Source organism: Leptospira bouyouniensis, from assembly GCF_004769525.1.
Classification (GTDB): Bacteria; Spirochaetota; Leptospiria; order Leptospirales; family Leptospiraceae; genus Leptospira_A; species Leptospira_A bouyouniensis.
Genome location: NZ_RQFT01000011.1, coordinates 128,080 through 152,178 on the forward strand (window position 1 = coordinate 128,080; position 24,099 = coordinate 152,178).

The following is a 24,099-nucleotide window of genomic DNA, read 5'->3' on the forward strand; positions in this document are numbered from 1 at the left end:
TTGCAGGGCGAATGTTTACGTTTTTGGTTTTTTTGCTTCTGTAAGATTTGCTATGAGAGTTGGTAAATTCATCACATCTGCTGGGATGAGAATTTCTGTACTTTCTTTGGCAACATGCAAAAAGTTTTGAATGAACGCCTTCGTGATTTGAAGTTTGATCGCAGAGGCTCCACCTTGGTCAGAGATAGCACCGGCAATGGCTTCAATCCCTTTGGCTGTTGCCACCGCAAGTGCTTCAATCTCAGTTGCTTTTCCTTCGGCAGAGTTGATTCTACGTTGTTTTTCCCCTTCTGATTTGTTAACGGCTTCTTCTTTGAAACCAAGAGAACGGTTGATCCTTGCATCTCTTTCCCCTTCCGACAAAAGGACTTGGGATCGTTTTGCAATTTGTGCTTTTTTTTCTTTTTCCATGGCATCTAACACGGATTTAGGTGGAACGATGTTCAAAATTTCATAACGATTTACTTTGATACCCCAAGGTTCTGAAGCTTGGTCAATGGCAGCAACGATCGTTGAATTGATTAAATCTTTTTCTCCGATGGTTTTGTCAAGTTCCATCGTTCCAATCACCGAACGCATAGTAGTCTGTGCAAGTTGGATTGCTGCAAACTGAAAGTCTTCGATTCCATAAGAAGCTCTAACTGGATCAATGATTTTTAAATAAATGACTCCATCCACTTTTACTTGGACGTTATCATGTGTGATACAAATTTGAGGTTGTACATCAATTGATTGTTCTTTCAAAGTGTGGTAATACGCATCACGATCAATAAAAGGGATGAGGATATGAAATCCAGCTCGGAGGGACCTCGAATATTTACCCAATCGTTCTACAATGAGTACATCTTGTGCGGGGATAATACGGATACAACGAAAGATCTTATAAATTAAATAGATGGCAACAGATGCCCAAAAACCTAAATAAACAAATTCCATGTTATTCTCCTACCTGTGGGATTTTGGTCGTGATTTTGGAAAGACCTTCGAACACTCCACCGATATTGGCTAATGTTTCAGGTACAACGGTTGTCTTAGAAGTTTTTAAGATTTGTCCAAGCGCATCCAAATACTCTTGTGTGATCTGTAAACTCACAGCTTCTTTTCCACCTTTTTTGCTGATGGCCTCGGATATAAGTTGGAGTCCTTTTGCAGTGGCATTGGAAATGAGGGTGATTTCTTGGGCTCGTCCATCTGCTTCGTTTACCAATCGAATTTTTTCCCCTTCGGAGATATTGATTGATTCTTGCCTTTCCCCAACGGAATGATTGACTCGCGATTCTTTTTCCCCTTGGGAAATGGTAATTTCAGCGCGTCGTTCTCGTTCAGATTTCATTTGGTTTTCCATCTCAATCAGAATTTGTTTTGGAGGAGTGATATTACGAATTTCATAACGTGTGACTTTGATCCCCCAAGGGTCAGTCGCACGATCTATATTTGAAACGACTCGACCATTGATTTCATCACGTTCAGAGAGAAGGTTATCAAAAATGAGTTTTCCTATTTCGGATCGGAGAGTGGTTTGTGCCAGCTGAGTGGTCGCTAACATAAAATTATCGATTCCATAGGATGCCTTTTCTCCATCGATGACTTTTAAATATAAAACTCCATCAACTTCAACTGATACGTTGTCTTTTGTGATACAAACCTGTGGGTCAATATCAATGGTTTGTTCCTTTAGATTTTGTCTGTAACGGATTTGATCAACAAAAGGGATCATAAAATAAAACCCCGATTTCAAAACTCCATTCAAAACCCCTAATCTTTCTTTGATATAAACACTTTGTTCCGGTACGATGATGATTGTTTTTTTGATGATATAAACAACTGCCAAAAATACAATTATGACAACTTCGTTCATAGATTCCTCCTCTGTGACGATTGAAAGTACATGGACTTTCAAAAGAGAAAAGGGTTTTTTTATTGGATCTTAAAAAAAATGAATGTTTGGATTTATGAATCTACTTTTTCTACCGTGAAGGTCAAATTTTCTCGGGATAAAATTCGAACGTATTCTCCTTTGGGAATTTTGGAATCTTTAGAAATTGCATCCCACAAAGTTCCTTGGAATTTTATTTTGCCACCGTGGCGTCCAACTAAAACATCAATCTCAACAGGTACGATTTGATTTAAAAAATCTTCTTTGACGAAGGGATCAACACTCGATTCGGATTTAAAAAATTTTTTGACTAAGGATCCTCCAAGAATGATGGAAACAAAACTAGTCACAACCCAAACTACGATTTCTGTATAAAAATCCATAGGCACCAATCTAGTTAAAATCCCAGTGAAAATAGCACCAACTCCTAAAAACATGACAAAGGTTCCAGGCAAAAGGAATTCCGAAAAAAGTAAGATGATTCCTATGATAATCCAAAGGTAGGGAGTGTTAGCCAAAATAAAATCCAATGTATGAACCTCTAAGGAAGTAGACCGTTCTAATGGGATCATGGCAAGAAAAATAATACTTTGATTCAATGGATAGGAAAAAGAACCTGTCTTGTGTGAAACGAATTTTTTATCTTTTATTATCCGTTTTTCTTTTCTTTCAATTATTTCCAGTTTCTCGAGAAAATCCTCCGGTGACTTCAGAAATCGTTACCACACTTGAAATCAAAAACATACTCAAACGAAGTTGTTATGATTGCCATTCGAATGAAACCGTTTGGCCTTTTTATTCTTATGTTTTTCCAGTATCTTATTTGGTTACAAATCATGTCTCGGAAGGTCGTGAAGAACTGAATTTTTCAGAATTCGGTACATTGCCAGAGAGAAAACAAAAGAAAAAAATCTATGAAGTTTGGGAACAAGTTGAGGAAGGTGAAATGCCACCTAAAGACTATCTCCTACTGCATCCGAGTGCGAAACTATCAGACAATGACAAAGAGGTTTTGAAACGATGGGCAAACGAGTTCAGCGAGGATTCTGAATGAAAGAAAAAAAATTATGGGGTGGTCGTTTTGATGCGGCTCCGTCTTCTTTAATGATTCGAATTGGTGAATCCATCAGCTTTGATCAAGAACTTTATCGTCATGACATTGAAGGTTCTATTTCCCATTCTCGGATGTTAAAACGAATTGGGATCCTAACAGAATCGGAACAAAGGAAAATCGAAACGGGACTTGTCCAAATCAAAAAGGAAATTGATTCGGGAAAATTTGAATTTAAAATTGAAAACGAAGACATTCATATGTCGATCGAGTCTCGCCTAACAGAACTTCTCGGAGATTTAGGAAAAAAACTCCATACAGGTCGAAGCCGAAACGACCAGGTATCTCAGGATGTACGTCTTTACATCAAATCTGAAATCCATTCTATCTTGGTTTTGATGATTGATTTATTAAATGTCTGGGTGAAAAAAGCAGAAGCCCATACGAAAACCATCATTCCAGGTTATACACATTTACAAATTGCCCAACCAATAAGAGCCTCACATTATTTTTTATCTCATTTTTGGGCAAATGTTAGAGACTTTGAAGATTTTTTTGCGGCATTTGAAAGGGCCGATGAACTTGTCTTAGGTTCGGGTGCACTCGCGGGTGTGAATTATAAAACGGATCGAGAGTTTTTAAGAAAAGACTTAAACTTAAATCGGATGTCTGAAAATTCGATTGATGCTGTGAGCCAAAGGGATCATATCTTTAAATTTTTATTTGTTTCTTCACAATTTATGGTCCATATCTCAAGATTTTGCGAAGAGATCATCCTTTATACTTCCCAAGAATTTAGTTATTTTAAATTACCAGACCACCTAACTACTGGTTCTTCCATCATGCCTCAGAAAAAAAATCCTGACGTGGCAGAACTCATTCGTGGCAAAGCGGGTCGAGTGATTGGAAACCTCACTCATTTACTTGTGATGTTAAAAGGAACACCTCTCTCCTATAATAGAGATTTCCAAGAGGACAAAATCCCACTTTTTGATACAGTAAAACAGATTAAAATTTGTACAGAAGGGATTCGAGATATGGTGGAGGGGATCCAAATTTATCCTGAAAATGCCACCAGAAGTTTACGGAATGGATTTTCGACCGCCACTGACCTTGCAGATTGGCTTGTGAGTGGAAAAGGAATCCCTTTCCGTTCTGCACATGAAATTGTAGGCGAACTCGTAAAACTTTGTTCGACAAAAGGTTATGATCTATTTACAATCCCAAGCGGAGAAAGAGGGCAAATCCACGCTGTTTTAACCGACCCCGGTTATGAAGCTGCAATTTCACTCGAAACATCTTGTGACAAAAAAGATGTCTTCGGCGGGACTGCGCTTCCTAGACAGAAAGAACAAATCAAACGAGCCAAAACAAAGTTAAACGAATTGACCAAAAAATTAAAAAAAATAGAATCCAAAGGGAATCAATGACTATGAAACAATTCTTTTTACTCCATATCAAAACCCTAGCACTTGCTTTTCTTTTCCTGAGCCAAACCGTATTCTGTAGTGACCAAACGTTTAAAAAAATCACTTACGAACCGGTAACTTATACCCCGGCAAAGGTGAATGTGAAAAGGGTTGACCAAACAACCGTTAAGTTGCCAGAAAAAGCTGCTATTTATGCTGTAATCCAAACCACACAAGGTGACCTTGTCCTCGAATTATATGATGAAGCTGCTCCTAAAACAGTTCAGAATTTTATCGATCTTGCCCAAGGCGAAAAAGAGTTTAGAACTGAGAAAGGGACAGAAAAACGACCTTTTTATGATGGTCTCAAATTCCACCGTGTGATTGAAAATTTTATGGCGCAAGGTGGTTGTCCAAGAGGGGACGGGACAGGAGGACCTGGGTTTCAATTTGAAGATGAAATCAATGGAAAAGCGCTGGGTTTGGACAAATTAAAAATCAAAGATGCCCCTGCCTACCAAGCACAATTACAAAGAGCTGTTTTATCCGAATTCAATATCAAATCCCGGCAAGAATTTGAAGAAAAAAGAACGGAAGTGGAAAAGGCCTACCAAGAGGCAATGGAACTTCCTGTGTTAGAAGTGCTCTACCGGGTGGGATACCGATTTAATGAAGTTGTCCCTAGTAAAAAAGCGACACGTGGTGCGCTTGCAATGGCAAATTCTGGTCCTAATACTAACGGTTCTCAATTTTTCATCAACCAGGTGGATACTCCTCATTTAGATGGAATCCATACAGTGTTTGGTTTTTTGATCACAGGTTATGATGTACTTGACCGAATCATCGAAAAAGGTAACTTACAAACAACGATTCGGAAAGTTCTCATAATCGACAAACGACAATGAACTACTTAGAAGGCATAGAGGTCATACAAAAATATACATCAGGTTCTTCAGTAGAACCTGTGTTAAAATTCATTACGACCGTCCCTCATAACGAGGAAGCCTTTGCCAATGCCTTGGATGAAATTGGTGGAATCAATCGATATCCCGATACCTTCGTAGGTTTACTCAGTTTTATCAGCTTCAATTTGGGCCAAAAAGCCAAGATGAACCAATTGTATGAAACTGCATTGGAAAAATACGAGGCTTTAAACCAAGTCACCTCAAAAAAAAGACCAACAGAAGAAGAAGCCAAAATCAAAAGGACACTCACTGATTTTATCTTAAAGATTGAAAAAGTTTTCGAAATACAAGATTTAACCGATGAAAGTTTGGTGAAAGAGCTGAATCGATTTGTGTCAGAAGCAAACCTTTATGGAATGACAGATAACGAGATCAAAAACCTGAAACTTGCTTCAAAAACAGTGGCCTTGATCGAACCACATTTGGATAAACAACGGGAAAATTATTACCAGTACAAAAAACTTGGATCAGTGATGACCCGCCTGATTCGCATTGCAAATTATATCCTTGATGAAGCAAAATTAGGCTTTGGTGCGTAAAAACCCCACCTAATTTCCTCTAATTTTTCTGTCGAAAATTCGAAGCATTGCCGAAATTGAATAGTGAATGCGCTCTCTCCAAACCTTCATACTTTTGGGAACTTTCCTTTCTTTTTCCCTTTTTGCATTTCCAGACAGAGATGCCCGGGGAGAAAGGATTGATAATTTTGTCGCCTTACAATCAAAGATTAGCCTAAACCTTACCAAAAGAAGTTATGAAGCAGGCGAAAGAATCCCTCTCACATTCACTGTGACCAATACAGGAAAAGAAGTAGTGCGCATTTTCCCGTCATTTGATTTTCGTTATTCGTTTCAAATCATTGTAAAAGATGTGAATGATAGAATTTTGACACCTATCGAAGATCCAGATTTCCCTGATCCAATCCTGAAACGTAGGACGACGATTGTTAATTTAGTGGGAGATGAAAATAAAGAAGTAAGCCTACACCGAAACGAATCGTTCTCCAAAACCATTTATTTGGATGAACACTACCGTTTTTTACCCGACCAAAAATTTTATATCACGGGTTATTTTTATCCCAATTATACAGAAGATAAATCTGCTTTCTTACGTTCACAAAATACGGTTGGTTTCCTTTTCCAAAATTCAAAAGTAGAGCGAAAAGAATCAGCGGGTCGCCAGTTGACCGAAAGTAGTGGCCTTTCCCCTGAAGAGATTATCTTTTTATTCCTCGGTGCAGAGATGAAAAAAAGATGGGAATACCATTTTAAATGGATCGATTTTTCAGAATACATCTTAGCATATGATCGTTATAGTAGCGCTTATGCCGAAGCAAACATTGGAGAACAGGAAACCATCATCGAAGATTTTAAAGAATATTTGACGGAGTCACCGTCTGGTACTTTAAAATACTTTAAAGTGATGAATGTGGACTATCCATCCAAACGAGATGCAAGAGTTCAGGTATATGTAGAAAGAATGATGGGTCGGTTCAAAACAAGGTACGAATATATATACACCTTGCGACAAGAAGAAGGAAGCCGTGTTGGATTTTGGCAAATTAAAAACTTACTCGTAAAGGTAAAAAAATGACGGAAATCCTTTCCCAAGACGAAATTGATGCCCTGTTAAATGCCATCTCTTCTGGAGAAGTTTCGGAGGATGAATACTCGTCCGTTGGGGAACAAAAGAAAGTCAAAATTTACGACTTTAAACGGCCAGATAAATTTTCAAAAGACCAAATTCGTACATTGCAAATGATGCACGAGACCTTCGCTCGTTTGGCAACGACTGGCCTCTCGGCACAGCTGCGAGCCCTTGTCGTGGTGCACGTGGCTTCGGTTGACCAGTTGACCTATGAAGAATTCATCCGATCCATTCCGAATCCCACCACTCTTGCTGTGATCAATATGGACCCACTTCGTGGATCTGCCATTTTGGAAATTGACCCATCGATTTCCTTTACTATCATTGATCGTCTGTTTGGTGGTAAGGGTGAGTCTTCCAAGGTGAACCGGGAACTTTCTGATATCGAGTTGTCGGTTATGGAAGGAATTATAGTTAGGATCCTCGGAAACTTACGAGAGTCCTGGTCAACGGTGATTGACCTTCGACCAAGGCTTGGAAACATCGAAACAAACCCACAGTTTGCGCAGGTCGTTCCCCCAAATGACATGGTGGTATTAATTACCCTTGAAACAAAGGTGGGGGAAGTGGAGGGGATGACAAACCTTTGTATCCCATACATCACCATTGAACCAATCATTAATAAACTTTCAGCACAGTATTGGTATTCCTCGATTCGAAAAGGGGAAGTGGACGAAAACCGTGCTGTCATCCAGGAACGTCTCGACCAAGTGAAAATCCCTCTTATCTCGGAAGTGGGAAGTGTGGACATCTCTTTGAATGATCTTATGAATTTACATGTAGGTGATGTGATCAAATTGGAGAATACACCGATTAAAACGGATCTGATGGTAAAAGTAGGGGATCGTAGCAAGTTTAAAGCGACACCTGGTCGAGTGGGAAATCGTCTTGCTATCCAAATTGGAGATAGCATTGAGGACATTCCAGACGAACTCCTTGGATCGACAAGATCAGAACAAGAATACTAAACTATTTCGCTAAACAGAGTTTATGCGAATAAAAAATTCTTTGATTGTAAAATTGCCCGCTTTTGGAAATTTATTAAATTCCCTAAGGAACGGGCAAATTTCAGTTTTAATGTTTGGATTCTTTGTTTATTTTCTAAGTTTTCATGCATTGGAAACAAAATCGAAAATCCCTCTCAAAAAAAAGTCTCCGAGTAATCAAACCGAGATTCGCCAAACAATCATTTTGTCCATTGATGGTTTCCCTGCTTATTACTGGTCAAATCCTAAATACCATTCCTACTTTCCAAAATTAGCAGCACTCTTTCAGAAGTATGGGGTATCGGAAATTGAAACGGTCAATCCATCGGTGACATACCCAGCACATACGTCTATGGTAACAGGAAAAGAACCTGCTATCCATGGAATCTATAACAATACCTTATCTGATCCTTTTGATAAAAATGATGGGGGTTGGAAGTGGTATGCAGAGGATATTTTGGTTCCTACCCTTTGGGATTTAGCAAAAAAAAATCGTAAAACGACAGCCAATGTGTTTTGGCCGGTGACTGTGGGAGCAGATATCCAATGGAATTTGCCCCAATTTTGGCGAAAAAAAATCCCTGAAGATGACAAACTACTGCGAGTGCTTTCGACAAAAGGATTACACAAAGAGGCAGAAATTGCGGTTGGTGCTCCCCTAAATGATGTCACTAAAGATGAACTGAAATTAAAAACGGCAACTTGGTTATTCCAAACCAAAAAACCAACTCTAATGTTTGTATACACAACTGATTTAGATTCAAATCACCATGCTTATGGTCCAAACTCAGAAAAAGCTCTGACTCGACTTTCGGAATTGGACAATGCCATCTCTCAGTTTTTAACTTCAGTTGGGGCATTTTCGCCCAAAGGCCCAGCCATTCTCATTGTTTCCGATCATGGATTTAGTTCCGCTGAGGAGATTTGTGCTCCAAATGTGGTATTAAAAAACAAAGGGTACATCAGTGATGAAATGGGAACATACCAACTGACGTTTAAAAGTGCAGGGGGAACATCCTTACTTTTAGCTGCTCCCAATGTTACCATTCGCGAAGAAGAAATCCAATCCATTGTTTCAGAAATTGAAACCATTTGCCCAGGCGCAGAGTGGTTTCCTGCAACCAATAACAATTGGATTGGTTCCCAAATCCATCCGAATGCCTTGGGACTTTTTTTGACAAAACAAGCTATGTTTTTTAGTGGAACAAGAAAGGGAGAGGTGTTTTCCAAATCACAAACTAAAATCCATGGTCATGGGTATTGGAATCAAAACTCTGAAATGAAAACCATTGGATTTGTTTATGACCCCACTGGATACAAACACAAATTCCAATCAGTAAAAGATGTATATGACATTGTTAAAACAATGTTAGGTCTGAAAGAGAAAAAAGAAAAAGGGTTCCGTGTCCCACAAAACCCTGATAAAATTTAAAATCAAACGGATTCAGTCGGATGATTGTACCTTAATTTTTTAATAATCTTAGAATCGCTTCACCCACAGCCTTTGCCGATTGTGGGTTTTGCCCAGTCACAAGCCTTTCGTCCACTTCAACGTGTGAGTTCCAAGGAGCAGATTTGGAATACTTTCCACCACTCGCAATTAGTTTGTCCTCCAAAAGAAAGGGAACCACTCCTTCTAATTTCACGATTTCTTCTTCCTCATTGGAAAATCCATTCACTCGTTTTCCGGCAATGAGTTTGGAACCATCGGACAAAGTGACATTGACAAGAGCCGAGGGTCCGTGACAAACAGCGCCCACAATTCCTCCCGACTCATAGATTGTTCGAGTAAGGTCTTGGAGTTCTTGATTGTTTGGAAAATCCCACATGGTTCCATGCCCACCCGCAAAATAGATGGCAGAGTATTCACTTACATTTATTTCTTTTGGAGTTTTGGTATGGATTCGTTTTTCCTTGTACACAGGGTGGTTCCAAAATTCATTATTGGCAATGTCCAACAAATCAAATCCATCCACAGGTGGTTCTCCTCCTTTCGGACTGATCAAATCCATTTCCACACCGGCATCATGTAAGACCTTCCAAGGGTGAGCTACCTCGCCCAAATGGTAACCGGTGGAGCCAGCATTCCCCTTTTCTCCATGGCTTGTTAATACAAATAATACTTTTTTCATAAGATCCTCGTTTTGTTTGATGTTTCAAAATCCTGCGATAGGAAAATTTTTTCGCTACCTGATTTTTTAGACAAGGGAAACTTGTTATTATAATAATGATGGAGTTTATATATAGGTATTAAAAATATTATACCAGAATGAATCCAATCGAATTGTACCAAAGTTTTTATTGCATTTATCGCGAAAGAAATCTCACAAAGGCAGGAAAAATCCTTGGTTTGTCCCAACCTGCACTGAGTTTGCATTTACAATCATTGGAAAGGCATAGAAAAGAAGTTTTATTTCGCCGCACATCTAGAGATTTAATCCCAACTGATGCCGCCAAACGGTTGTATGTTCAAATTGCAGGCCCAATTGAAGAATTGGAAAGAATGGAAGGGCAATTAAAACCACAAGGTACAATCCGCAGGTTAAAGGTTGGTTCTGCCAAAGAGATTTTTTTAGAAACAATTTTGCCAAAACTTTCCAAATCTGGTGAAGGTTTTCACGTCCAGTATGGTCACCCACCGGATCTTTTGGATGCGTTGGAAAAAAAAGAAATCGATTTAATGATAAGTAACCAAAAGTTAAATGTTCCTGGTATTTTATTAGAAGAATTATATAAGGAAAAATTTGTATTTGTAGCCTCGAAGTCCATTAGTTTAGAAGGCGATTTTCCGTTTCGTGGCCAATCAAAACCTAAAATGGAAAAAATCCAAACTTGGATGGAAAATCAACATTGGTTTGTCTACAGTGAAGATTTGGCAATTGTTCGCAGGTTTTGGAAAGTGAACTTTGATTCTCGGCCAAAATTAAAAGAATATTCTGTTTTACCGAACCTTCATGATATCAGAACTGCATTGGAATTTGGCAGAGGTGTTTCTGTATTGCCTACCTATTTACTTGGTAAAAAATCAACTTTATACATGAATGATAGAGAATGCCATGGTTTTGAAAATCAACTATATCTTGTTAGTCGAGAAGAAGATGTTGATTTTTTAGAAGAAAATTTTCAAACTTTTAGCAATTGGATGAATGCCTAATCGTTTGGTTTAGTGTTTTTTCCAATGGATACATTCGCCCGGGCACTCATCCATTTCCTTTTGCACCTTTTTTTCATCTTCGTCGGGGATCATTGCATCATTGATGGATGATCCCGCTAGATGGGTTTGAGACAAATCGTCTTCATCCATCATGAAGTATTTTGGTAAATTATCAGCGCATTGGTTGCAGGAAGTACAATTGTCTTTATCTACATAAGCCTTTCTCATGTTTGTTTTCCTTCTGTGAGTTTATAATATAAGATAATGCTTACAAAAAATAATGTGACGATATTGGCGAGGATGATGGGGAAATCTGATTTTAAAATCCCATATACAAACCACAAAACCACACCAAAAAAAAACATAATGTACATATTCCGACTGATATCCCTTGTTTGTTTTGTCATTACCACACGTAAGACTTGGGGTAAAAAAGAAACAGTGGTTAAAAAAGCAGCCACATACCCGATTACGTTTTCCATTTAGGCTTTGTACTCTCGCTTCACAACGGTTTTCACGCCGCCACGCACATTATAATCACCGATCACTTTTACATACATGGGATCAACCGCTCCGACAAAATCTTCGAGGATTTTATTGACTACGTTTTCGTGGAAAATCCCAACGTTGCGGTAAGCCATCATGTACTCTTTTAGGGACTTCAATTCGACACATTTGTCCCGTGGAATGTATTCAATATAGATCGTGCCAAAGTCTGGGAGACCAGTTTTTGGGCAAACGGCAGTGAATTCAGGGATAGTAAACTCGATATTGTATTCTTTGCCAGCATAGACATTGGCAAACCAATCAATGGGAGGTGTGGACCATGACGGGATATGGTCTTGTTTGTCCTCATAAGAAGATTCTGATTTTTTTTCCGACATTTGTTTACCCCGACATTAACAAAAATATTTTGGAACCATCCCATGAAAAGTGATAAAAAAATCGCAGTCATTGATTTCGGTGGCCAATACGCACACCTCATAGCTTCTCGGATTCGTCGGTTAGGAGCTTACACAGAAATCCTTTCGAACGAAGAACCGTTGTCTCTTTACGAATCTTATGCAGGAATCATCCTTTCTGGTGGGCCCAGTAGTGTGTATGAATCGGGAGCCCCTTTGTTACCCAGTGGTTTTTTTGAAATCTCCGTTCCGATCCTTGGGATTTGTTACGGTCACCAACTCATGATGAAGACACTTGGTGGCGAAGTAGTTTCTGCGAATACAAAAGAATACGGGCCAGCCATCCTTGAAATTCAAAATTCAAACTCTCCGTTATCCAAATCACTTTCTCTCAAAACAAAAGTTTGGATGAGCCATGGTGATGAAGTGGTACGTTTGCCAAATGACTTCCAAGTCGTTGCACAATCGGATCATTGTCGTTATGCGTTCGTATCTCATCCTTCCAAAAAACTCTTCGGTATCCAATTCCATCCAGAAGTGACTCATTCAGATGAAGGAGAAATTTTACTTAGAAACTTTGTCGAGTTATGTGGGGCATCTAGCTCTTGGAGTATCTCTCAATTCCTAGAAGAACAAATCCAAACCTTACAAAAAAAAGTCCCTGAAGGGAAAAATGTATTTTTACTCGTTTCGGGTGGTGTAGATTCCTCAGTTGCTTACCTATTACTGGCGAAAGCTCTCGGTAAAGACCGTGTGAAGGGTTTACTTGTCGATACAGGGTTTATGCGTAAAAATGAAGTAAAAGACCTGATGGATAATTTGCACCATGTGGGATTTGACCTTACCATTTGGGATGAAAGTGAAGTTTTTTACAAACACTTACAAAATGAATTTGAACCAGAGAAAAAAAGAAGAATTGTAGGGGACTTGTTTTTGGAAGCACAGGGGAAAGCTACGACATCTCTTGGACTTGACGCCGAACACTGGTTACTTGGACAAGGGACCATTTACCCAGATACAATTGAGTCAGGTGGAACCAAACATTCACATAAAATCAAAACCCACCACAACCGAGTTCCTCAAATTGAAGCCCTCATCCGAGAAGGTAAAATTGTCGAACCAATCGCTGATTTATACAAGGATGAAGTCCGAGATTTAGGTAGAAAACTCGGACTGCCTGAAAGGTGGATTGAACGCCATCCTTTCCCAGGACCGGGACTTGTTGTACGTATGATCGCAAGTCCGAAAACAAATCCTCCTAAAATTGATTTTAACCTTTGGAAGGAAAAATTACCAAAAGCAGAAATCCAAATTTTACCAATCCTATCTGTGGGTGTGCAAGGAGACCAAAGGAGTTATGCCCATTGTGCCGTTCTCAGTGATTTTACATCTGATTGGAAGGAATTAGATGAATTGTCCGTAGAGATTACGAATACTCGGAAAGAAATCAACCGAGTGGTTCTCGCACCTGGAATTACTCATTTTGAAAAGGAATTCTTCTACACAAAACTCACATTAGACAAAACACATGCAGACATTTTAAGAGAAGCGGATGCGATTGTGAACCAAATCCTTTATGACGAGTCGATCCATAATGAAATTTGGCAAATGCCAGTGGTTCTTGTACCAGTTGGTTTACGAGAGAATTCTTATGGAGTGGTACTTAGGCCCGTGGAATCAACGGAAGCAATGACTGCTAATTTTTACCAAATGGACCGTACAATTTTAGCTAGGATCACAAAAGAACTTTTGGAACTCCCACAAATTTCTCTTGTGATGTATGATCTAACTCACAAACCACCTGGCACCATTGAATGGGAATAGGGGAATGTCATAAGTTTTGATGGATAGGAAACGTGATTGAAATTTCCTACTTCCCATTAAGGGAGTAGGATCCACAAAATTGCCATTCCACCCATTGTGAGTTCAGGAAGGCGTTTTGCAAAAAAACCTTTATTTTCTTCTTCTGCTTTTGGATCTACTTTTTCTGCAGGGGCATTTGTATCAGCAGTGTTTGTCCCTTCCGTTTTTTCTTTGGAAGCAAATAATCCGGAAAAAAAACCTGGTTTCTCTTCTTCTTTCGGAGTTTCCCATTGGATAGGAAGGGATGTAACTTCCACTGCATTTTTCTTAAACGCTTGTTTGGTGCCATCACTCGATTCAACTAAAACATAGTTTGCTGTGGGAGTGGAAGTTTTGACGTTTTCTAATACTTCCTTAGTGGCTTTGACTTTAACAGTATCAGCAAGTAAAGAATGGAGGGAAAATGATAAAATTGTTACAAAAACAAATTTTTGGAGCTTCATATTTGCACTGCACTTTGGAAAAATGAAGCAAGCAATTTCATTTTTGGAAGAATTGTTACAATCCGATGAAAAGTGAATTCAGTTTCCATTTGACACCAAGCCTTCCTATTTTAGCCTATCCAAAGTCACGATTGGCGTCGTGGCCAAGTGGTAAGGCATGGCTCTGCAAAAGCTTGACCGCCGGTTCGAATCCGGCCGACGCCTAGTCTTACAACATACGCCTGGATGGTGGAACTGGTAGACACACAGGACTTAAAATCCTGTGGGAGTAATCCCGTGCGGGTTCGATTCCCGCTCCAGGTATGATTCGAACGATTGCGAGTCAAAAAAACGTAGCGACCCGGCGACGGCTTGGCGGAAGCCTGAGGCGAAGTTGGCCACATAGCCAAGGTGGTTAGACCGTAAAGCCATTTTGCTGAGGACAGGATGTCCGAAGTCGAGAGTAGGACGGGCTTGAGATCGAAAGGCCAGGATGGCAGAAGGTCGAAGCGATTCCCGCAGAAGCCTCTCTAGCAAACCAAACTCAAATCAACATTTCATCTTTTTCTACCCAAATGTAGTTTTCCTCTACGATTCAATCACAGTTGCCTTGCATGTGAATTCTTGGTAAGAGAGGCGCATCACCTTGCCAGCGATACAAAAAACCAAAATCTACAAATTCTGGCAATGTATTCTCGAATTCACGAGGGTCCACTTCGATCCTATGGTCATTCCCTGTGATTGGGATCGTGAACTTCCGAACAACCGATTCTACATGCACACGGTATTCTTTGTCTTGGTCAAAACTTTCACGTTTGCGAATTTCAATTGTAATTGAGTTTGGTAAGTAAGATTGTTTGTCTTTGTCCCAAAGGATTTCTAATCGGATTGGTTTTTGTCTTGGCTTTAGATTCCGCTTAAAGTTCATTTCTTTATCCAAACAACCTGAAAGTTTAAAATACAATTCCTTTGTCGGAAATGGTAGTGGGATAGGTGTTTTGGCATTGATGGACATTTGTGTCAGAGGGCTTGGAAAATTATCCTGAGTTCTTGTTCTATGAAGGCTTAATTCCTTGTTTTCTGTGCGACTCCAAAGGTAGGTAGCCGTGAGACTCAAACTGATCCATAATAGGGCGATCCCAAAGCTAAAGGGAACCATTCGAAACAAAGTGAGCCAAATGCCTTCCTTCATAAAATAACGTTTGAGATTTTGAGATAACAAAAACAAATCCATTTTTTGTGTAGGCATTAAAGCCAAAATACCCATAAAAGGTAGTAAAACTTCATCGTCTAACAGATAACATTGAAAACTACCCGCAATAATGATAACAAATATGCCAATATAAAAAAAGAAATGGCGAGGAACCAATTCCAAACTTCGTGTGATTGACCATAAAAATGCTATTGAAAAACAGAATGCGGTGACTCCACCCAATAGTATTCCATGCAAAAAATCAAAATGCGCATGGGATTTAGGTGTGATCATCAAATCATAATACAATTCAGGGATGGAATCCACAATTGGTATTGCAACATCAATAAAGGAAGTTTCGTAATTTCCTGCACCAATCCCAAGCCCAAAATGTTCTTTTAAGATAGAAAAATTCATTTTATGAATCCATACCCTTTGATTCTCTAACGAACGTTTAGCGAATATATCATCAATTGCCCTTTGGAATAACCAATTGGTATGATAAAAAAGGATCAAAATTGAAAGGATTAAAAAGGTAAGTGCAATGATCCAAGGGAATAATCTTTTGAAGGATGTTCTCCGTTTGTGTATGAGAAGAATCATTCCCAATAAAAAACCGATCCATATGGACCTACTTTGGTTTAAAAATAATAATACCAAACCCAAAGCAGAAAGTATCAAATTTCCAATTAAGAGAATCGAATGTTTTCTGATTACTCTTTTCTTTTGCACCAAACGAAACGTCATTACAAACACGGAAGGCAAGTAAACTGCCAAAAGACCTCCATAAGTGAGGTGGGTACTTTGGAAACCAATTGGTAAGTAAAAAGAAATCCCTTTTAACTCAGTGAGTAGGTGGGGTAGTCTTTTTCCTTCCACATAACGAAACCCATCCATCACAAAGGGAGCCAATCGGTAATGTGTTAATAAGGATACGACCCCAGAAAGGATGAGAAACATACCACCTATGATAACAAAAGACTTCAGTTTCTTTTTCTCTGCATTGTTTAGGTAGTTCTGGTGGAGTAATAATAACCCCATCCATGAATCACCAAACTCTGATTTGATGATGTTTTGCTTCCAATGGAAGGATTCTAAATGAAGGAGGGGGATGAGTAAAAAACTAAAATACAATCCCGCCCAAAAAATGAGAGGCAAAGGTAAACTTGGACATTCTTTTCTTTTTATATGGTCTAGGAACAAAAAGAAGAGGGATAACCCACAGGAGATTTGGCTAAGGCTAATGGAAAAAGGTGATACGACAAAAAAAACAGCCAGAAAAACAAAGGAAAACGTATGAAATGTTTCTTTCCCAATCATATTTGGTTAAAAGAATAGGTTTTAACTCCTATGGATGGCAAGAGAAAAAGAAAATTGTCGGTGGCCATCATCACCTTCAATGAAGAGAAAAATATTGGGGATTGTATCCGTTCGGTAGAATCCATTGCAGATGAAATCATCGTTCTAGACTCTTTGAGTACGGACCGAACGAAGGAAATTGCCACATCCTTTTCCAAGGTCCGTTTTTTCGAAGCTCCATTTCCTGGGCATGTCGAACAAAAAAATAAAGCAATCTCCTTTTGCCAAAATGATTGGATTCTTTCCCTTGATGCTGATGAAAGAGCAAATGATGTTTTACAAAAATCCATCACGACCTTTTTAGAAGCAGAAGAGGTCAGGTGTGATGGATTTAAAATTGCGAGACTCACGTTTCATTTAGGACGTTGGATTCGTTTTAGCGGTTGGTATCCACAACGTCGTTTCCGATTGTTCAAAAAAGAAAATGCAAGTTGGATCGGGGAAAACCCACATGACTTTATCGAACTAAAACCAGGTTCTATTGGGAAAGTGATGAAGGGTGATATTTTGCATTATAGTTTTACTGACTTCAGCCACCAAATCACAACTATTAATCAATTTTCTAGTATTGTTGCATACACTCGTTATGCGAAAGGAGAAAGGTTTTCCCTTTTGAAAACGTTATTCAAACCATTGGGGAAATTTCTGGAAATCTATTTATTTAAATTTGGATTTTTAGATGGAATTCCTGGACTTTGGATTGCCCTTGCTTCCTCATTTTCTACATTCCTCAAATATGCAAAACTCTATGAATTAGATACGTTGAAATTGGAAAGACCTTCCAATATTAGAAAAGACTATGGCAAAAAATAAATCCCAGTCCAAATCTGGCTTCTTAAAAAAACTTTTTTCCTTTTTCTCCAAGGGTCAAAACAAAAAAGAATTGGATCCTTCAAAAAGGAAAAAAGAACCAAAATCCTTTGCCATGGAATGGGCGGCGGCTTCTGAAAGTTGGAAAAAAAAACTCCCCACCAAACAAATCTCATCTGGTGTTGTCATTGAATCAAAAAAGTTTCGTTTGACCAAAACAAATGAAAAACTCTTTCGCATAGAAGGAGAAGATTATTCAATCATCCTCGTCACGGATAACCATTTGTATAAAAATAAAGATGGAAAATGGGCTGGAGTATTGTTTGTGGATGAAGGTTTGTTAAATCAGAATCTTGCAAAAGAAATTCGAAATTTAGATGATTTTTTAGACTTACAAGCCATTCCTAGAGCGGATTTATTTTTAGAATCAGATTCACCAAAAGAAGACTGGAGAATTGTCCTTGGTTGGGAACGATTTTGGCAAGAACAACTAATCTTACAGATCTCACCTAATTCACTGGCTCTTGTGATGCTTGCGATTGGGGAAGAGTGTAAAGAGTTTTTTATCAAAGTCGCAACGGAAAGACAAAAGAGACTTGTTCGTGATGAATTATTTTATTTGAATTTAGGAAATCATAACGATACCAATCCTCATTCCAAATCCAAAAATCTTTTTGGTTTTGGGAATGCCTTAAAAGAATTTGGATATAAGATCAATTTAATCAGAGAAAGAAGAGAAAAGGAATTAGAACATGGAGCATAGCCAATTAATTCAAACCCATATCGAAGAATCCATTCGAGTGAAAGAACAACTTCTTCCAACTCTTCTTCCAAACATTTCACAAGCGGGAAAGATCCTTGTTGAATCACTAAAGGCAGACGGAATTTTATACTTTGCAGGAAATGGAGGATCCAGTTGTGATGCTTCCCATATTGCTGCGGAACTAGTCATTCGTTATAAGTCAGGGAATGAAAGGAAAGCCATTCCTGCCATTGCGCTAAACAGTGATCAGGCGGTGCTCACTGCTTGTTCTAATGATTATGGATATGAGTTTCTATTCCAAAGGCAACTGGAAGCATTTGGTAAGTCAAAAGATGTATTTGTCGGACTTACTACTTCAGGCAATTCTAAAAATATCATACTGGCAGTGGAAGAAGCAAAAAAAAATGGAATGAAAGTGGTTCTACTCCTTGGTGGTGATGGCGGAAAATTAAAGGGGAAAGCCGATGTGGAAATCATTGTCCCATCCCACGTAACCGCAAGGATACAAGAATCCCATATTTTAATTGGACACATTCTTTGTAGTATCATTGAAAAGGAATTGTTTGGGCTTGATTGATTCTCCCATCATCCAAATCCAAAATGCCACACTTAAATCCAAAGAGGGGCACTTCATTTGGAAATCAATCGGACTAAATATCCAAACAGGAACCATTCACGGAATTATCGGTGAATCTGGGTCTGGGAAATCAACTCTTGCTTTGGCATTGTTTTCCATTTTACCAGAAGGATACCAATTGACGTATGATACCTTTTCGGTTTTAGGTGAGTCAGTTTTCTCAGATCATTTTCATGAGAAACCAAATTTATTCCTCGTTCCGCAAAATCCCAATTTAGCATTCCATCCCTATCGTACCATCGAGAGCCAAATCACAGATTTTTTAAAGTTATCGAAATTATCCCACATAACAGTAGAAACAGTTTTAACTTATTTTGATCAACTAGCGATCTCTCGTACACATTGGAAACAATATGCAAAAAATCTTTCAGGAGGGGAAAAACAAAGGATTCTACTGGTTCTTGCTTTCCTGCGTCATCCAAAGATATTAGTCTTGGATGAACCAACAACAGGGCTTGATGCATTTTCCGAAAAAATTGTCTTGGAAACTGTGGAAAAATTAGCAAAATCGGGTATGACAGTTGTTTTTATTACACACGAGCTTCGGATCGTCGCAAGTCTGGCATCCCAAGTTACGATAATGAAAGAAGGGGAAGTTGTCGAATCACTTCCCATTTCAAACCAACAATTGGAGCCAAATTCAGAATATGGAAAACAACTTAAGGAAGCCTCCGTTTTATTTCAGTAATTGGTTTTTCCTTTTTGTTTTTTGTGTTTCTTTTCCTATTTTTTCTCAGTCTCAGATTTCCCTTCGATCCATTGATTTAACTTCCTATCCCAATGTAAAATTACGACTCCATGTTAATGGAGAATTGGATCTAAGCGGTTATACACTCTCGGAACAATTAGGAAATACTGCACGGTTTACCGATGGTTTTCAATTATCTCGTTTTGAAAAAAAGAATCCTTTGTATTTATCCATTTCAATACCAAGTTATACGAATTCAGAAGATAGACGTTGGTTACTCACTCTTGTCAACCAACTAGTGAAGGTATCAGAACAAAGTGGTGGCCAAGCGAAACTTCATATCCAATCGGATGATAAATTTCATGTATTTGAAAGGATTCGATCCCAAGTTTTGGATGTTTCGTTTCCATTTCCTAAGGAAAAAATCCCTCAGTTTCCAATACGCAATTGGGAAAAGTTAGTTGGTTCAATTCCAAAGAACGAAACTAGTGAAGATCATATTCTATTACTTGTTAGTTTTTCGAAAGAATGGCCAGACCGATTTGAAATTCCTGAATTCGCAAAACAAATTCGAGAGAAAGGTCTGAAACTCATTGTCCTTTCTCCCCATTCATTGGAAGCAAATAAACTAGTAAGTTATGCGAAGGGTGATTTTTATCCCATATCAAAACAAGAAAGTTTTGAATCTTTATTTTTGAATTTAAAAGAAACCATGAGTCCAGATTTGGAACTTTCCTATATTTCACCTTGGAAATTATCCTTATGGAAAGAAAATGAAGTGAATGGTTCCCTTACATCGGTTCCCACTGGTATCCAATTTGGATTCCAATATGAAATCACTCCATTCCAAACTCTATATTTAAAAATTTCTGACCCTTTTGTTTTTTTCCCTGTGAGTTTATTTTTAATTTGTTTGTGTATCGCTTCTCTCTATTACTTACGAGGTTTTGAACAAACTAATGCTGATCAGGTGCGCCAACCTTCTTTAACTCCTGTCTCGAATGTTGAAAATCTGGAACGTAGGGATGAGTTAGAAGTATATGACAGGATGTATGGTGAAACATTGGAGAAGGCAGCAAAGGATCGCGAAATTGCCCTTGCAACTAAAGAAAGGACAATTTTACCAGGGACATCCTATACTTATGCTGTCATCCAAGTGAGGGAAGGAAACCAATTGTATGATCCAATTCCACTTCAATGGTCAGAAATGACCATTGGTAACTTTGAGTCCAACCATATTGTACTGCATGACCCAACTGTGTCTGGTCTCCATGCCAAAATAAAAAATCGCAAAGGGAAATATATATTGTTTGATTGTGTTTCAGAGGGGGGTGTATACTTAAACGGTAGAAAATTGTTACGCCCTAAAGTCTTGCACAATTTGGACGAAATCCAATTAGGAAAATCAATTCTTACATTCCGAGGGAGATACTGACATGTTAGAAATGAAGAAACTTCTAAAACGAATCAGTCTCCTCTTTTCCTTTCTGGTGATTTTTTTCAATTCTTATTGTTCAGGTGAAACTTCCAACAATGATGCAGCTACTTCACTTTTCCTAGCAAAAGAAACAGGAGAAAGCGGTTGTACTGTCGCGGGACTTGGTTCTCAACTGAAAGCCGGTTATACGGGTATCACTACCACTTCCCAAGCTGTTTCATTTTTGCTCGCTGGTGATACGTATTACGCGGTGATGCAAATCAAGGGGGCACAAATCGGAACAAGAGTTGTTCTCTCTCGGTTGACAAAAGTTGCCGTGTATACTTCTACCAGTTGTCCCCTTGAATTGAATATTGCACCTCTTGCAAAAGAAGGAACCGAATACACAAAAACGGACGGCACTCAAACCATCATCAATTTTACAAAAGCGGGGAGTTACCTTTTGTATGTGTACCAAAAGGAAAGTGGAACCGCGAATCCTCTCTCTGTTCTCACGGATGGGACTGCAGTCCAAACAGTGTCTGATTCTGACCTTGCCGATTTATTAAACGGTGGTTCTACAAAAACATACAAATTTGCATGTGCCATCGGTGGTGGGGTTTGTCAAAACTACTATGGTTATTTGACAAGTTGCCTTTCGGGGACCAAACAAACCGCCAAGTGCACAGAAACAAGTGTGGTTGGATCCTGTAAGGTAACTCAATCCAGTGTGGGGTATATCATCAGTGTTTATACAGCGCCACTGACAGGTGGAGGTGGGGGAACTGCTGCCACACATTGTTCAGGAATCTCTGGCAGTTATGTCGACGGCTCAACTGTCCAAACACCTTAAGAATCAATCTATTTTTTCAAATTCCCTGGACACAGACCCCCATGTCCGAGTTATGACTGGAAGTGGGGGAGTCTAGTTATGAAAACCATGTTCGAGAAGATTTGGAATGACCATTTGGTGCACGAGGATGATGGGACCTGTCTCATCTACATTGACCGCCACCTCGTCCACGAAGTAACTAGCCCACAAGCCTTCGAAAGTTTGAAACTGACAAATAGAAAAGTCAGACGCCCTGATGCAACCTTTGCGACGATGGATCATAACGTATCCACAAGGACAAGAGATTGGAAATCAGTGGATCCCATTTCTGTTTTGCAAATGCAAACGTTAATGGATAATTGCAAAGAAAACGGAATTACATTATTTGATATCAATCACCCTGACAATGGAATCGTACACGTTGTGGCTCCAGAACTTGGGCTCACTCATCCTGGTATGACGATTGTTTGTGGGGATTCTCATACGGCAACTCATGGTGCTTTTGGTGCTCTTGCTTTTGGAATAGGAACATCTGAAGTAGAACATGTGCTCGCTACCCAAACCCTAGTCCAAAAGAAACCGAAAACATTGGAAATCCGAGTTGATGGAAAACTTTCTCCCTTAGTTTCTGCAAAAGACATCGTCCTTGCTATCATCGGAAAAATTGGAACGGACGGAGCAACAGGTTATGTCATCGAGTTCACGGGCGAAGCAATTCGCTCACTCAGTATGGAAGGTAGGATGACCATTTGTAATATGGCAATCGAAGCTGGTGCAAGAGCGGGTCTTATCTCTCCTGATGAAACAACAATTAACTACATTAAGGGTCGTGATTATGCACCAAAAGGTGAAGCATTTGAATTAGCAGCTGCTAAATGGAAGGCCTATGCCACTGACCCTGGTGCCAAGTTTGATAAAACAGTCACACTCAATGCAAATGAAATTGCGCCAATGGTATCTTGGGGAACTTCTCCAGGACAAGTGATCCCAGTCACTGCAACAGTGCCTAGTCCTAATGATTTTTCAGATCCAGTACAGAAAAAATCAGCTGAATCAGCCCTTGCCTATATGGATTTAAAACCAGGCCAAAAACTTTCGGATGTAAAAGTGAATAAAGTATTCATTGGATCTTGTACCAATTCAAGGATCGAAGACTTACGCGTTGTCGCAGAGACTGTCAAAGGGAAAAAAGTCAGTAAAGATGTCGAAGCAATCATCGTGCCAGGTTCTGGCCGAGTGAAACGCCAAGCAGAAAGTGAAGGCCTTGATCAAATTTTTATCGAAGCTGGCTTCCAGTGGAGGAACCCAGGTTGTTCGATGTGCCTTGCGATGAATGATGACGTATTGTCCCCGGGTGATCGTTGTGCTTCAACCTCCAATAGAAATTTTGAAGGAAGGCAAGGGAAAGGTGGGAGAACCCACTTAGTAGGACCAGCAATGGCTGCCGCTGTAGCGGTAGAAGGTCACTTTGTAGACATTCGGGAGTGGAAATAAGATGAAAGCATTTACAAAATTAAAAGGGATCGCAGCCCTTCTTGACAAAGCCAATGTTGACACAGACCAAATCATCCCAAAGCAGTTCCTTCGTAAAATTGAAAGGTCTGGTTTTGGAAAACATTTGTTCCATGATTGGAGATTTTTAGACGATGCAGGCCAAAAACCAAACCCTGACTTTGTCCTGAATGCACCTAGATACCAAGGCGCCACGATCCTTGTCACTCGTGATAATTTTGGATGTGGTTCATCCCGCGAACATGCACCTTGGGCGTTAGAAGATTATGGGTTTCGAGCGATCCTTTCTCCATCATATGCAGATATTTTTTACAATAACTGTTTCAAAAATGGAATGCTCCCGATTGTTTTACCTGAAGCTCAAATTGAAGAAATTTTCCAAACAATCGACAAAAAACCTGGTGCTAATTTAGAAATCGATTTGGAAAACCAAGTTGTCGTGACAGAAGAAGGAAAAAAATATCCTTTTGAAGTCGATGCTTTTCGCAAACATTGCCTTCTCAATGGTTTGGATGATATTGGACTTACCCTTCAAAAAGCAGATTTTATTCAAAAATTTGAAGAAAAGAACCAAAAAGAAGTTCCCTGGTTGTACAGAAAGAGTGTATAATTAG

26 protein-coding genes and 2 tRNA genes are annotated in these 24,099 nt (G+C 39.2%); 19 read left to right on the forward strand and 9 right to left on the reverse strand.

The features are described from left to right. Positions 1 to 15: 15 nt before the first annotated feature. The 3 genes from EHQ43_RS12240 to EHQ43_RS12250 all read right to left on the reverse strand — a co-directional run bounded on the left by EHQ43_RS12240 (position 16) and on the right by EHQ43_RS12250 (position 2,406). Positions 16 to 936, reverse strand: coding sequence for an SPFH domain-containing protein (locus tag EHQ43_RS12240; protein WP_135741900.1), 921 nt, complete (start codon positions 934 to 936; stop codon positions 16 to 18). A gap of 1 nt (position 937) precedes the next feature. Next, the gene (locus EHQ43_RS12245; protein WP_135741901.1) at positions 938 to 1,858 is read right to left on the reverse strand and encodes an SPFH domain-containing protein; all 921 of its coding nucleotides are present in this window, start codon (positions 1,856 to 1,858) and stop codon (positions 938 to 940) included. 92 nt (positions 1,859 to 1,950) lie between these two features. Further along, positions 1,951 to 2,406 (reverse strand): NfeD family protein, encoded by a 456-nt coding sequence (locus tag EHQ43_RS12250; RefSeq protein ID WP_135742475.1) that lies wholly within the window; start codon positions 2,404 to 2,406, stop codon positions 1,951 to 1,953. A gap of 95 nt (positions 2,407 to 2,501) precedes the next feature. Here EHQ43_RS12250 and EHQ43_RS12255 point away from each other — a divergent pair, with 95 nt between their 5' ends. The 7 genes from EHQ43_RS12255 (at position 2,502) to EHQ43_RS12285 (ending at position 9,366) form a co-directional block, all read left to right on the forward strand. Next, complete coding sequence (locus EHQ43_RS12255; RefSeq protein ID WP_135741902.1) at positions 2,502 to 2,930, forward strand: heme-binding domain-containing protein; 429 nt, start codon at positions 2,502 to 2,504, stop codon at positions 2,928 to 2,930. Next, positions 2,927 to 4,357, forward strand: coding sequence for an argininosuccinate lyase (argH, locus tag EHQ43_RS12260; protein ID WP_135771356.1), 1,431 nt, complete (start codon positions 2,927 to 2,929; stop codon positions 4,355 to 4,357). The genes EHQ43_RS12255 and argH overlap by 4 nt, the downstream gene beginning before the upstream one ends. 2 nt (positions 4,358 to 4,359) lie before the next feature. Further along, entirely contained in the window at positions 4,360 to 5,241 is an 882-nt protein-coding gene (locus EHQ43_RS12265; protein ID WP_135754082.1) for a peptidylprolyl isomerase, read from the forward strand. Next, positions 5,238 to 5,840, forward strand: coding sequence for a hypothetical protein (locus tag EHQ43_RS12270; protein WP_135741905.1), 603 nt, complete (start codon positions 5,238 to 5,240; stop codon positions 5,838 to 5,840). Before EHQ43_RS12265 ends, EHQ43_RS12270 begins: the two co-directional genes overlap by 4 nt. A 67-nt stretch (positions 5,841 to 5,907) precedes the next feature. Then, positions 5,908 to 6,894 (forward strand): hypothetical protein, encoded by a 987-nt coding sequence (locus EHQ43_RS12275; RefSeq protein ID WP_135771357.1) that lies wholly within the window; start codon positions 5,908 to 5,910, stop codon positions 6,892 to 6,894. Further along, entirely contained in the window at positions 6,891 to 7,916 is a 1,026-nt protein-coding gene (gene fliM, locus EHQ43_RS12280) for a flagellar motor switch protein FliM (RefSeq protein ID WP_002974265.1), read from the forward strand. Before EHQ43_RS12275 ends, fliM begins: the two co-directional genes overlap by 4 nt. Positions 7,917 to 7,938: 22 nt before the next feature. Beyond that, positions 7,939 to 9,366 (forward strand): alkaline phosphatase family protein, encoded by a 1,428-nt coding sequence (locus EHQ43_RS12285; RefSeq protein ID WP_135771358.1) that lies wholly within the window; start codon positions 7,939 to 7,941, stop codon positions 9,364 to 9,366. Between the two features lie 31 nt (positions 9,367 to 9,397). On the opposite strand, the gene EHQ43_RS12290 is transcribed toward EHQ43_RS12285, so the two are convergent. Then, a complete protein-coding gene (locus tag EHQ43_RS12290; RefSeq protein ID WP_135754085.1) occupies positions 9,398 to 10,066 on the reverse strand; it encodes a type 1 glutamine amidotransferase domain-containing protein in 669 nt (222 codons plus the stop codon). Positions 10,067 to 10,203: 137 nt separating this feature from the next. Here EHQ43_RS12290 and EHQ43_RS12295 point away from each other — a divergent pair, with 137 nt between their 5' ends. Further along, on the forward strand, positions 10,204 to 11,088 hold the full coding sequence (locus EHQ43_RS12295) for a LysR family transcriptional regulator (protein WP_135771359.1): 885 nt from the start codon (positions 10,204 to 10,206) through the stop codon (positions 11,086 to 11,088). A gap of 9 nt (positions 11,089 to 11,097) precedes the next feature. Here EHQ43_RS12295 and EHQ43_RS12300 read toward each other — a convergent pair whose 3' ends face one another. Genes EHQ43_RS12300 through queF form a run of 3 tightly spaced genes read right to left on the reverse strand, consistent with a single transcriptional unit; the run spans position 11,098 to position 11,972 of the window. Continuing rightward, positions 11,098 to 11,316: a ferredoxin gene (locus EHQ43_RS12300; protein WP_135741910.1), complete on the reverse strand. Its 219-nt coding sequence runs from the start codon at positions 11,314 to 11,316 to the stop codon at positions 11,098 to 11,100. Beyond that, on the reverse strand, positions 11,313 to 11,570 hold the full coding sequence (locus tag EHQ43_RS12305; RefSeq protein WP_135771360.1) for a SemiSWEET transporter: 258 nt from the start codon (positions 11,568 to 11,570) through the stop codon (positions 11,313 to 11,315). The genes EHQ43_RS12300 and EHQ43_RS12305 overlap by 4 nt, the downstream gene beginning before the upstream one ends. Beyond that, positions 11,571 to 11,972, reverse strand: a complete 402-nt coding sequence (queF, locus tag EHQ43_RS12310) for a preQ(1) synthase (protein WP_135741912.1) — start codon at positions 11,970 to 11,972, stop codon at positions 11,571 to 11,573. Between the two features lie 42 nt (positions 11,973 to 12,014). Here queF and guaA point away from each other — a divergent pair, with 42 nt between their 5' ends. Next, entirely contained in the window at positions 12,015 to 13,814 is a 1,800-nt protein-coding gene (gene guaA, locus EHQ43_RS12315) for a glutamine-hydrolyzing GMP synthase (protein ID WP_135754087.1), read from the forward strand. Positions 13,815 to 13,870: 56 nt separating this feature from the next. Here the strand turns inward: guaA and EHQ43_RS12320 are convergent, their stop codons facing one another. After that, on the reverse strand, positions 13,871 to 14,296 hold the full coding sequence (locus EHQ43_RS12320) for an LIMLP_04285 family protein (RefSeq protein ID WP_135741914.1): 426 nt from the start codon (positions 14,294 to 14,296) through the stop codon (positions 13,871 to 13,873). A 133-nt stretch (positions 14,297 to 14,429) separates the two neighbouring features. On the opposite strand from EHQ43_RS12320, the gene EHQ43_RS12325 reads away from it, so the two are divergent. Together EHQ43_RS12325 and EHQ43_RS12330 are read left to right on the forward strand one after the other, a co-directional pair. Further along, a tRNA-Cys gene (locus EHQ43_RS12325) sits at positions 14,430 to 14,500 on the forward strand. Positions 14,501 to 14,515: 15 nt separating this feature from the next. Further along, a tRNA-Leu gene (locus tag EHQ43_RS12330) sits at positions 14,516 to 14,599 on the forward strand. A 271-nt stretch (positions 14,600 to 14,870) separates the two neighbouring features. Here EHQ43_RS12330 and EHQ43_RS12335 read toward each other — a convergent pair. After that, positions 14,871 to 16,787: an O-antigen ligase family protein gene (locus EHQ43_RS12335; protein WP_135771361.1), complete on the reverse strand. Its 1,917-nt coding sequence runs from the start codon at positions 16,785 to 16,787 to the stop codon at positions 14,871 to 14,873. Positions 16,788 to 16,817: 30 nt separating this feature from the next. Between EHQ43_RS12335 and EHQ43_RS12340 the strand changes: the two genes are divergently transcribed. From EHQ43_RS12340 to leuD, 8 genes are all read left to right on the forward strand, one after another. Further along, entirely contained in the window at positions 16,818 to 17,639 is an 822-nt protein-coding gene (locus EHQ43_RS12340) for a glycosyltransferase family 2 protein (RefSeq protein WP_135771362.1), read from the forward strand. Further along, the gene (locus EHQ43_RS12345) at positions 17,626 to 18,399 is read left to right on the forward strand and encodes an LBBP_01157 family protein (protein WP_135771363.1); all 774 of its coding nucleotides are present in this window, start codon (positions 17,626 to 17,628) and stop codon (positions 18,397 to 18,399) included. Before EHQ43_RS12340 ends, EHQ43_RS12345 begins: the two co-directional genes overlap by 14 nt. Next, positions 18,389 to 18,976, forward strand: a complete 588-nt coding sequence (locus EHQ43_RS12350) for a D-sedoheptulose 7-phosphate isomerase (RefSeq protein WP_135741918.1) — start codon at positions 18,389 to 18,391, stop codon at positions 18,974 to 18,976. The genes EHQ43_RS12345 and EHQ43_RS12350 overlap by 11 nt, the downstream gene beginning before the upstream one ends. Next, on the forward strand, positions 18,969 to 19,724 hold the full coding sequence (locus EHQ43_RS12355) for an ATP-binding cassette domain-containing protein (RefSeq protein ID WP_244242789.1): 756 nt from the start codon (positions 18,969 to 18,971) through the stop codon (positions 19,722 to 19,724). The genes EHQ43_RS12350 and EHQ43_RS12355 overlap by 8 nt, the downstream gene beginning before the upstream one ends. Beyond that, positions 19,684 to 21,159, forward strand: coding sequence for an FHA domain-containing protein (locus EHQ43_RS12360; RefSeq protein WP_135771364.1), 1,476 nt, complete (start codon positions 19,684 to 19,686; stop codon positions 21,157 to 21,159). Before EHQ43_RS12355 ends, EHQ43_RS12360 begins: the two co-directional genes overlap by 41 nt. Position 21,160: 1 nt before the next feature. Further along, on the forward strand, positions 21,161 to 21,994 hold the full coding sequence (locus EHQ43_RS12365) for a hypothetical protein (protein ID WP_135771365.1): 834 nt from the start codon (positions 21,161 to 21,163) through the stop codon (positions 21,992 to 21,994). Positions 21,995 to 22,072: 78 nt separating this feature from the next. Next, positions 22,073 to 23,467 carry a 3-isopropylmalate dehydratase large subunit gene (gene leuC / locus EHQ43_RS12370; RefSeq protein ID WP_135741922.1) on the forward strand — a complete coding sequence of 465 codons (1,395 nt, stop codon included), beginning with the start codon at positions 22,073 to 22,075 and terminating at the stop codon, positions 23,465 to 23,467. Between the two features lies 1 nt (position 23,468). Further along, complete coding sequence (gene leuD, locus EHQ43_RS12375; RefSeq protein WP_135741923.1) at positions 23,469 to 24,095, forward strand: 3-isopropylmalate dehydratase small subunit; 627 nt, start codon at positions 23,469 to 23,471, stop codon at positions 24,093 to 24,095. Positions 24,096 to 24,099: the final 4 nt, after the last annotated feature.

Bases quoted from the DNA above. Each gene is read 5' to 3' on its own strand.
- queF (WP_135741912.1), bottom strand. From the start codon at position 11,972: ATGTCGGAAAAAAAATCAGAATCTTCTTATGAGGACAAACAAGACCAT.
- EHQ43_RS12365 (WP_135771365.1), top strand. From the start codon at position 21,161: ATGTTAGAAATGAAGAAACTTCTAAAACGAATCAGTCTCCTCTTTTCC.
- EHQ43_RS12245 (WP_135741901.1), bottom strand. From the start codon at position 1,858: ATGAACGAAGTTGTCATAATTGTATTTTTGGCAGTTGTTTATATCATC.
- EHQ43_RS12360 (WP_135771364.1), top strand. From the start codon at position 19,684: ATGGAAAACAACTTAAGGAAGCCTCCGTTTTATTTCAGTAATTGGTTT.
- EHQ43_RS12350 (WP_135741918.1), top strand. From the start codon at position 18,389: ATGGAGCATAGCCAATTAATTCAAACCCATATCGAAGAATCCATTCGA.
- guaA (WP_135754087.1), top strand. From the start codon at position 12,015: ATGAAAAGTGATAAAAAAATCGCAGTCATTGATTTCGGTGGCCAATAC.
- EHQ43_RS12275 (WP_135771357.1), top strand. From the start codon at position 5,908: ATGCGCTCTCTCCAAACCTTCATACTTTTGGGAACTTTCCTTTCTTTT.
- fliM (WP_002974265.1), top strand. From the start codon at position 6,891: ATGACGGAAATCCTTTCCCAAGACGAAATTGATGCCCTGTTAAATGCC.
- EHQ43_RS12270 (WP_135741905.1), top strand. From the start codon at position 5,238: ATGAACTACTTAGAAGGCATAGAGGTCATACAAAAATATACATCAGGT.
- EHQ43_RS12335 (WP_135771361.1), bottom strand. From the start codon at position 16,787: ATGATTGGGAAAGAAACATTTCATACGTTTTCCTTTGTTTTTCTGGCT.
- EHQ43_RS12240 (WP_135741900.1), bottom strand. From the start codon at position 936: ATGGAATTTGTTTATTTAGGTTTTTGGGCATCTGTTGCCATCTATTTA.
- EHQ43_RS12340 (WP_135771362.1), top strand. From the start codon at position 16,818: ATGGATGGCAAGAGAAAAAGAAAATTGTCGGTGGCCATCATCACCTTC.
- EHQ43_RS12265 (WP_135754082.1), top strand. From the start codon at position 4,360: ATGAAACAATTCTTTTTACTCCATATCAAAACCCTAGCACTTGCTTTT.
- leuC (WP_135741922.1), top strand. From the start codon at position 22,073: ATGAAAACCATGTTCGAGAAGATTTGGAATGACCATTTGGTGCACGAG.
- EHQ43_RS12320 (WP_135741914.1), bottom strand. From the start codon at position 14,296: ATGAAGCTCCAAAAATTTGTTTTTGTAACAATTTTATCATTTTCCCTC.
- leuD (WP_135741923.1), top strand. From the start codon at position 23,469: ATGAAAGCATTTACAAAATTAAAAGGGATCGCAGCCCTTCTTGACAAA.
- EHQ43_RS12290 (WP_135754085.1), bottom strand. From the start codon at position 10,066: ATGAAAAAAGTATTATTTGTATTAACAAGCCATGGAGAAAAGGGGAAT.
- EHQ43_RS12345 (WP_135771363.1), top strand. From the start codon at position 17,626: ATGGCAAAAAATAAATCCCAGTCCAAATCTGGCTTCTTAAAAAAACTT.
- EHQ43_RS12305 (WP_135771360.1), bottom strand. From the start codon at position 11,570: ATGGAAAACGTAATCGGGTATGTGGCTGCTTTTTTAACCACTGTTTCT.
- EHQ43_RS12295 (WP_135771359.1), top strand. From the start codon at position 10,204: ATGAATCCAATCGAATTGTACCAAAGTTTTTATTGCATTTATCGCGAA.
- EHQ43_RS12285 (WP_135771358.1), top strand. From the start codon at position 7,939: ATGCGAATAAAAAATTCTTTGATTGTAAAATTGCCCGCTTTTGGAAAT.
- argH (WP_135771356.1), top strand. From the start codon at position 2,927: ATGAAAGAAAAAAAATTATGGGGTGGTCGTTTTGATGCGGCTCCGTCT.
- EHQ43_RS12300 (WP_135741910.1), bottom strand. From the start codon at position 11,316: ATGAGAAAGGCTTATGTAGATAAAGACAATTGTACTTCCTGCAACCAA.